The sequence below is a fragment of the Bartonella sp. TT29SHDZB genome (assembly GCF_042193395.1).
Lineage (GTDB): Bacteria > Pseudomonadota > Alphaproteobacteria > Rhizobiales > Rhizobiaceae > Bartonella.
The window spans coordinates 32,526-38,959 of sequence record NZ_JBHILQ010000008.1 but is presented as its reverse complement, the minus strand read 5'-3'; the positions used below and the strand labels follow the sequence as shown (position 1 = coordinate 38,959).

4 protein-coding genes and 1 pseudogene are annotated in these 6,434 nt (G+C 39.6%); 2 read left to right on the top strand and 3 right to left on the bottom strand.

Going from position 1 to position 6,434, the window contains the following annotated elements; all coding sequences use genetic code 11:
* Nucleotides 1-250 precede the first annotated feature (250 nt).
* From yacG to infA, 3 genes are all read right to left on the bottom strand, one after another.
* On the bottom strand, nucleotides 251-532 hold the full coding sequence (gene yacG, locus ACFIJJ_RS05470; RefSeq protein WP_375646253.1) for a DNA gyrase inhibitor YacG: 282 nt from the start codon (nucleotides 530-532) through the stop codon (nucleotides 251-253).
* A gap of 21 nt (nucleotides 533-553) precedes the next feature.
* Complete coding sequence (locus ACFIJJ_RS05465; protein WP_375646249.1) at nucleotides 554-1,267, bottom strand: Maf family nucleotide pyrophosphatase; 714 nt, start codon at nucleotides 1,265-1,267, stop codon at nucleotides 554-556.
* Between the two features lie 278 nt (nucleotides 1,268-1,545).
* Complete coding sequence (infA, locus tag ACFIJJ_RS05460; RefSeq protein WP_004857577.1) at nucleotides 1,546-1,764, bottom strand: translation initiation factor IF-1; 219 nt, start codon at nucleotides 1,762-1,764, stop codon at nucleotides 1,546-1,548.
* A 1,397-nt stretch (nucleotides 1,765-3,161) separates the two neighbouring features.
* On the opposite strand from infA, the pseudogene ACFIJJ_RS05455 reads away from it, so the two are divergent.
* Nucleotides 3,162-3,526, top strand: a pseudogene (locus ACFIJJ_RS05455) (helix-turn-helix domain-containing protein).
* A 736-nt stretch (nucleotides 3,527-4,262) separates the two neighbouring features.
* Nucleotides 4,263-4,628 (top strand): helix-turn-helix domain-containing protein, encoded by a 366-nt coding sequence (locus ACFIJJ_RS05450; RefSeq protein ID WP_375646247.1) that lies wholly within the window; start codon nucleotides 4,263-4,265, stop codon nucleotides 4,626-4,628.
* Nucleotides 4,629-6,434: the final 1,806 nt, after the last annotated feature.

Here is a 6,434-nt window from a genome sequence, read left to right as displayed (position 1 = left end):
GCACTATCGACCTTCCTGTAACAAGGCAATTTATAATTATCCATGGAAACCACTGGGGATAAGTCTTAGATATGTATTAACACTTCCACCATTGATTGAACTTAATCTGCGTCTTTGCGAATGACGACAATAACCAAGCCGTTAATCCAGCTCTTGAATCCATTGATATAGGATAATCCCGCGCGCCTCCCCTTCAGTTCCCACACAAAAAAACGCTCTGAGCGTCCTCTTCTCAAGAGGAAGACCCCTTTTATTCTTCTTCATCACTTACTTGTGGAGGAGGTGGTAAAATATAAGAGCCTGAAAGCCAACGATTAAGATCAATGGCTCGGCACCGTGTGGAACAAAAAGGATATGAAGATTTTTGTGACATTTGACCACAAATCGGACAAGGATGCGGAGGACGGGTCTCTTTTTGCAAATTTAGCTCTTTTTGTTCTTGGCGCACCTTTGTCTTCTGCTCGTTCATTAACTTTTCTTCTGTTCCTTTTTTTTCATTTTTTTTCTCTTTTTGTTGCTTTTCACCTTGCATTGAACTTGCCTTACAGTTTTTCTAATGCGTTTCTTCAGCCCAGTGAGTGAAAAGTGGATAGTGATAAGCGATCAAGAGATCGGCTGTTTCAGCCAAAGGCAATCCCACAACATTAGAATAAGATCCCCTGATATAGACAACAAAAGCACCGGCTTTTCCTTGGATAGCGTAGCCACCCGCTTTCCCTTCCCATTCTCCTGAAGCAAGGTAAGCCTTCATCACGGCAGGGGTTAAGCGTCTAAAACGGACACGACTTTCAACCAATTTTACGGTTATCTTTCCCTTTTCATTCAAGGCACAAATAGCGCCATAGACCTTATGCGCCCGCCCAGAAAGGTATCGTAAACATTCATAAGCCTCATCCTCGCTTTCTGGTTTGGGGAGAATGGTCCGCCCCACAGCCACCACCGTATCAGCCGCTAAGATAATCATTTTCTGTCCAGGTAATTTTTCTTGACCATTCTGCAACTCGTCTTGACCATTCTGACTGTACCAACGCAAAATCTCTTGGGCTTTCAGTGCTTTTTCTTTTGCCAAACGTTTGGCAAGCTTTGCAGGATGTTCTTTTAATTTTGGTGTTTCATCAATATCACTTGCATAAACCTGCTGCGGATCAATCCCTATTTGTGCCAAGAGCGCTAAACGCCTTGGCGAAGCGGAGGCAAGCACCAAATGAATTTCTTCTGTAAGAGTATCTGCCAAACGTTTTTCCCCCCACTCTCTTATATTTCTCATTTCCACCCCTTCACAATTGACTTCCCTCTCACCCCCCTTTTTAAGCACCCCCCTTTAAGCACTCCCTTTTAAGCGCCCCTTTTTAAGCACTCCCTTTTAAGCGCCCCCTTTTACGCACCATTAATCTCCTTATCTTTTTTCCGCATTGATTTTACAGTTTTTCAAGGACCTTCAAATACTTCCCTTTTTTCACTCATGAAAAGCAAACTAAAAAACTGTTAAAAAATAATAGAAATAATATGATAGCTTTTAGAAAAAAGTGCAAGCCACCCACGAGGCTACTTATAGCGATATGTAATACGCCCTTTTGTCAAATCATAAGGTGTCATTTCCACCATGATTTTATCACCGGCCAACACCCGTATACGATTTTTCCGCATTCTACCAGCGGTATGGGCAATAATTTCATGATCATTTTCCAGTTTCACACGAAACATCGCGTTAGGTAAGAGTTCAGTAACGATACCAGAAAATTCTAAAACTTCTTCTTTTGACATAAACAAACATTTCCTTTACAGTGCACATATTTTGTTAAGCTGCGCGTTATTTCCAGCGTTCATACCCTATTTTCTTAAGTTTGTGAATAAAAATTCCACAAAAAGGGAAAGGTTTTTCAAGTTTACTCTCCCATGCTTTCAAAAAGCGCCACCCCACACCTTAAGGATCCAAACTTTTTCTCCACCAATTTTACGCACTAATTTCCTTCAATTTTTATGATAATCTTGGTTTTAGTATGACAAGAAATTACGCTAATTTTTTCCCCTAAAGCATTTTCCCAACACCTCTGCCTAATCCCTCCACAACTTACGAACAATCCTCCTCCCTCCAACTTTTCCTCACCTTCCACACCTTCCACACCTTAAACATGCACCCTTCAGATAAACACCACTCCCTCACGCCAGAAGCCCCTCCTTTTCTCAAAAACCTTCTCCATTCTTCACACACCATTCACAACATGCTTCACCGCCCCCCTCCACACTCTATGTATTCCCGTACACCCTTGCCCCATTTTTCCTCTCTTCACACACTTCATCTAAGCCACTCTTTCCATTTTATGTTGTTCTTCCTACCTTTGAAAACACGATCGCTATACATTGCGTATCATTCACCACAACGCCTCTAACGACATAAAGCCTTTTCCTTTTTTGCACATTTCTGTTTTCACGCTTTTACAGATTCACAGAATAAAGCCAAATGAAACTTCCACCCCTCGCCGCTCTATAAACAATAGTATTAACCCAGCTTCTTGCCTAGCCAATCTCCCCAAGCACTTCAGATCACCACCCTCAAACGAGATTATTTCATCAAACGCGACAAAAAAATCCAGCCTAAAATATTCATCATACACTCTAAAAAACACGTTGATAAATTGATATGCCTGATATCACCACCCCTATAAGCTCCCCTTCTAATCATGATTTCGGAGCCGCGTGAGAGGGACAAAACAAGCCGTTAAGTTCTTGGGTCAAGAACGCCGTTAGGCGCCATGTAATGGTCTCCTTGACCTTAAGAACCTAGGATTGTTAGTCCCCTCATTAAACGCGGGTCTGATCTCATGATTTTGGTGAGCATTCCGGAGAGTTTGAGAGGCCGAAAGCCTCTCATTAAAAAATAAAGTTTATAAATAAAAACTATTTTTATTTGCCAATCTTCTGAAATTACTTTATCACTTAAAGTGTAAGTTTGGTCGTATACGCAACGACCAATAGGGAACTGAAAACCCGAAGACTTGACACATGAATTTATCCCGCATTGCGGGTATCCCGGAATTCCGGGAGATTTTGCTATGTCCAGGTGCGTTTCCGCACTAAAAGCAAAAAGCTGAGTCAAGTCAGTGTTTTCAGACTCCCGGAATACCAATGCGAGGGCGCTCGCAACCGGAGGGGGGTGTAAAGTGCAAACCAAAAATCCAAATTTTATCGATATTCTGATAGGCAAAAGAATTCGTCAAAGAAGAATTGCCATGGGACTTTCCCAAAAAGAATTAGGAAACTATTTAGGCGTCAGTTTCCAACAAATCCAAAAATATGAAAAAGGCTTCAATCGTGTAAGCGCAGGGTGTTTACTCAAAATCGCCCAAAAACTACAAGTTCCCATAAGCTTTTTTTTGCAGATATTGCCACAAAAGAAAATCTTTCAACACATGCCGCACACTATGATCAAGAAACATACAGCGAAAAAGAACATTCACTTTTGAAAAATTTTAGAGAGCTCCAGCCAAAAAAACAAAAAGCAATCTTGTGGCTGATTTCTGATTAAGCAAAAGAGTAACAATTAATATTATTCCATTCATATACCCCCTTAAGTCAAATTCAAACCAGCACTCCACACCCCTCCAAATCACGCCATTTTATGGGATATTGATTTTTCTTGCCAATCTCCTGAAATTACTTTATGAATTGGCTTGTGTTTTTTGGTCGTCTACGCAGCGGTCAATAAGGAGTTGGATTCCTTAAAACTTAACACATAAACAATTATGGCTATCCCGGAAATTCCGGGGGCTTTTGTTATGTCCAAGTGCTTTAAGCACTAAAAACAAGAGACTGTTTAAGTTCAGTGAATCCAACCTCCCGGAATACCAATGCGAGGGCGCTCGCAACCGGAGGGGGGTGTAAAGTGCAAACCAAAAATCCAAATTTTATCGACATTCTGATTAAGCAAAAGACGCGATTTATAATCCATATTTCGCACTTTTTTAAAAAGTACCCAATCTTATAGACTTTGAGATTATTTTGATTTCTCTTGCCAATTTTCTGAAATTGCCTTATAAATGAATACTGTAATTTTGGTCGTCTACGCAACGATCAATAGGGGATCAAAAACCCGAAACCTAAAACATGAATTTATCCCACTTTTGTGGGTATCCCGGAATTCCGGGAGTTTTTGCTATGTCCAGGTGCGATGAGCACTAAAAGCAAAAAGCTGATTTAGGTTCAGTATTTTTGACTCCCGGAATACCAATGCGAGGGCGCTCGCAACCGGAGGGGGGTGCAAAGTGCAAACCAAAAATCCAAATTTTATCGATATTCTGATAGGCAAAAGAATTCGTCATAGACGCATTTCCATGGGACTTTCCCAAAAAGAATTAGGAAGCTATTTAGGTGTCAGTTTCCAACAAATCCAAAAATATGAAAAAGGCTTCAATCGTGTAAGCGCAGGGTGTTTACTCAAAATCGCCCAAAAACTGGATGTTCCCATAAGCTTTTTTTATGCAGATATTGCCACAAAAGAAAATCTTTCAACACATGCCTCACACTATGATCAAGAAACATACAGCGAAAAAGAACATTCCCTTTTGAAAAATTTTAGAGAGCTCCAGCCAAAAAAACAAAAAGCAATCTTATGGTTGATTTCTGATTAAGCAAAAGCGCACACAAAGCATAAATCCTCCGCATCATTTTACGGATCAACGTTTTGATGCTTCTCCACATTTACAGAAAGCAGCCAAATGAAACTTTCAAATTCCTCTCACACCGCTTTGTAAACATAGGTTTTTCAACAATACAGCTTCTTACTCTAGCCAATTCCCCTGCTGATTTCAGATCACGACACCACAAAGGATAATGTTGCATCAAACGCGACAGATACGTCCTATTTTAAAATATTCTTGCCCCTTCACCACCCTAAAGTAAGATCACGCAAAGCACCGGTCAATCCCACTTCAACAAGCAACGTTCCCCACCCCCTCTCTCCTCTCTCGTCAACACCCCCACCTCTTCATCCCAACTCCCCCCTCGCTTCATAAACTCTTCACCCCCAACCCCCTCTCTCCTCAACACCCCCGCCTCTTCATCCCCCCCAATCTTCTCTCCACATTCCATACCATGATAACATCATACACCACAGTCCCATCTTCCTTTTTTGCATATTCCCGTTTTTACGCTTTTACATATTTACAGAAAGCAGAAAATCTGTAAAAAAATGCATTACACAATAACGTTTTCAACAACTGTCATTAAAATCTCGCCTCCCTTTTCATCTAAATCCCCCTATTTTAAAACATAGATATAAACCGCCCTATTATTGTATTGAGCAGCATAAAATTTTTCGACAAATTCTAGCGATCAAAAGGGTGCATAAGAAGCATTTTACGACTTTTAAAAGAATTTTTATTTACACCCAGTGCTTTTTTGTAACGTAGAAGAGCACATTTAATTAATTGACTATAAGAAAGTTTGAAATGAGAGAAGCTTTTCGTTTTTCTCATTCAACATCCGCAACGATAATTTATCCTTATAAGTCAATATTTTTTCGTAATACAAAACGCGCCAAAAGGAATATACTTGCGTTGCATATTCATACGCTTGTTTTAGAGAAAGATCTCTCAACGCTCGTCTCCCCCATTTCGCAAAACGCCGCCCATAAAGGAATGGTAAAGCCCCCATAAAATTGTATAAAATCCATTCAGTCCCCTATCTTTACGCTTATGGAGCAACAAGTTTACGCTTATGGAAGAACAAAACCGGCCCCATCACAAAACTCTACCAGCTCGCAATGGTACGACATAGCTTGACACTTTAGATGATTCATTAAAGGCATGCCTTTCTTGTACAGTTTTTCCCCACATGCCCCCCCCCGCTTATGATGTACAAGCAAGTAATTTTAATTGATTTAATATAAGAGAACTGATGATGAGAAATTTTATTATATTCAGCGAAGTGCTTCACGTTAAAAATGGTTATTTATCATTATAAATCAATATATTAATAAAAAAGAGTCATCATCAAGACTCTTACCTTTTTCTAAAAAAAGGCTTCTCACTGAAAGAAAACATCTAAGAGTTAGATAAAAAAAAAGGTTTGCCTTTAATAAACAAACCTCTGCAGAAAGTTATTCACATAACTTTCAAAATTTTAAATTAATCCCTCTAGAAGCAATAAAAATGCTTTAGAAGCACCAAAATGAATACAATTACTTATCTAACACAATATTAAGAAAAATCAAGAACAAAATTTTTTATAGTTAATACCCCTAAAAAACGAGGCTTCCTACCCCACGCAGCTCAACAATCTGTTTTTTTCTACAAACGCCTCCGACCAATCAATTCCTTCATCTCTCTCAAAAGACAGCATAAAAGGTGCACAGTACAAGTCTTCGCTAAAAAAAACATCAATCGCCAGCGCTGATAAAAACCAGCATTGTTATAAAAGATCAGATTATCGAACAT

Coding starts and splice junctions, on each gene's coding strand:
- yacG (WP_375646253.1), bottom strand. CDS start 532: ATGCAAGGTGAAAAGCAACAAAAAGAGAAAAAAAATGAAAAAAAAGGA.
- ACFIJJ_RS05465 (WP_375646249.1), bottom strand. CDS start 1,267: ATGAGAAATATAAGAGAGTGGGGGGAAAAACGTTTGGCAGATACTCTT.
- infA (WP_004857577.1), bottom strand. CDS start 1,764: ATGTCAAAAGAAGAAGTTTTAGAATTTTCTGGTATCGTTACTGAACTC.